We start from the raw sequence: 1,884 nt of genomic DNA, 5'->3' as shown, positions 1-1,884 counted from the left end.
CCCAAGTTCGACAGCAAATCGACTAAGTGATTGATATTGTTATGGCAGGATTCGCCATTGTGTGACTACCGAGATGTGATCAAGCGGGTTTTGGCAGGTCGAGGGTGTCGAAGAGCTCCAATTGTTCCGGGGTGATCGTCGAAAGGCCGTTGAGGGTGCGCTCACCAATGCTTGTTGTATGGCGCTGGATGCGCTCGAGTAGATCGAGGGCTGTGCGCGGGCTTGCACTATGGCCCTTGGCCTTCAGGCGCATGCGCATGACGCGGTAGAGGACGAGGGCCAGGAAGCAGATCATGGCGTGTGCGCGGATACGGTCGGGTAGCCGGTGGTGGACTGGCGCGATCTCGATGTCGGATTTGAGCACGCGGAAGCCACGCTCGATGTCTGCAAGGCCCTTGTAGCGCGCGACGGCGTCGGAGGGCGTGAGGTCCGGGGCGTTGGTGATCAGCGTCAGCTTCCCGTCGAAGAGCTCGGCCTCGGCGATGGCGTCGTCATCGACGCTCCAGCTGAACCGATCCGCATTCAGATCGGCCTTGAGGAAGCGGGTGAGCTCTGCTTCCGCGACGGCGCGGGTGAAGCGGCTGTAGGCCCCGCGGTCAGAGGCGCGGCGGCCCTTGGCGGTCTTGCCGGCATCCTGCGCGTCGAGCTTGCCGACCATCTTCTCGGCCATGGCCTCCAGCTCGGCGATGCGGGCGCGCCGCCGGTCCCCCTGCTCAGCGGCGCGCACAGTGTCATGGGCCACGATGAGCCTATGGCCGGAGAAGCGACTCTCGACCACGCCGTCCTCGTCGAAGGCCATGTCCCGGAAGGTCTCGACCAGCTCTTTGTAGCGGCGTGCCGGGACGGCGAGGATGAACTCCAGCGTGCGCCCGCCCTGTTCGGCCAGCGATGTCAGGGCGTCGATATTGTCGAGGCTCAGCAGGCCACGGTCAGCCACCAGGACGACGCGCTCGATGGGGAAGCGCTGCAGGACGGTGGCCAGCATGGCCTGCAGGGTCTTGGTCTCGGCCACGTTGCCGGGATGCACGGTATGCATCAGCGGCAGGCCCTCGGCGGTCTGTACGACGCCGAGGACGAACTGACGGGCGATGCCGCCGGTCTCTTTGTTCATGCCATAGGCGCGGATGTCGTCGTCGACCTCGCCTTCGCCGTGGATGCGCACGGTGGTCAGGTCGTAGAAGACCACGGTCAGCTCATGATCGACCAAGGGGCGGATCTGCTTGGCCAGTTCGGCCTCCACTCGATCGACGTTGTCCATGAGCGCGTCCATGGCGCGCAGGAGGTGGTGATGCTCGACCTTGGCGGGCATGTCGGGCATGGCCACGGTGTCTAGCCAGCGCAGGCAGCCCAGTTTGCTCGTGGGATCGCACATGCGGTTGAAGACCATGGCCCGCACAAGGGCCTCGACGTCCAGCTTGCGCTTTCCGGATCGAAGCGCGCGCCCCAGAGCGTGGTCAAACCCGAGGTCCTTCCACAGAGCGTGCAGCGCAAAGACGTCCCCAAATGCCTTCGCCGGCGCATGTGTGATCTCCAAGGCCGCAGGCTCATCGCGACCAGCCACGCGGCACAGGCCACGGATCAAAGTATCGAGGTGGCCGTCTTCCATGCCATCGATGCGCCCCAGGTTCGCAACCACCCGGTGGCGCGGCTGACCCGCCTCGTTGCGGTAGGACTCGACGACCTGCAGGTAGCGCCGCTTGCCGCTCTTATTGACCCGAACAAACATGCCTACAGGATATATCCCAAAGCGTATATCTACAAGGCTACAGAACACGCAGATGTGTGACTACATAGCTTAGCCCGCTTAGCCCCCATAACTCATTGAAATGACTCAGGCCACCACGTCAAAAAGCGAAAATCGCGCCTGATTTTGTCGAACTTGGG

Annotated in this window: 1 protein-coding gene; it reads right to left on the bottom strand. The window is 63.2% G+C overall.

Going from position 1 to position 1,884, the window contains the following annotated elements:
• Window positions 1-79: 79 nt before the first annotated feature.
• Window positions 80-1,726, bottom strand: coding sequence for an IS1634 family transposase (locus BKY27_RS19530; RefSeq protein ID WP_071676123.1), 1,647 nt, complete (start codon window positions 1,724-1,726; stop codon window positions 80-82).
• Window positions 1,727-1,884 lie beyond the last annotated feature (158 nt).

Source organism: Nioella nitratireducens (genome assembly GCF_001879715.1).
Lineage (GTDB): Bacteria > Pseudomonadota > Alphaproteobacteria > Rhodobacterales > Rhodobacteraceae > Nioella > Nioella nitratireducens.
The sequence above is the reverse complement of the archived record's forward strand: the minus strand, read 5'-3'. Positions and strand labels throughout refer to the sequence as shown.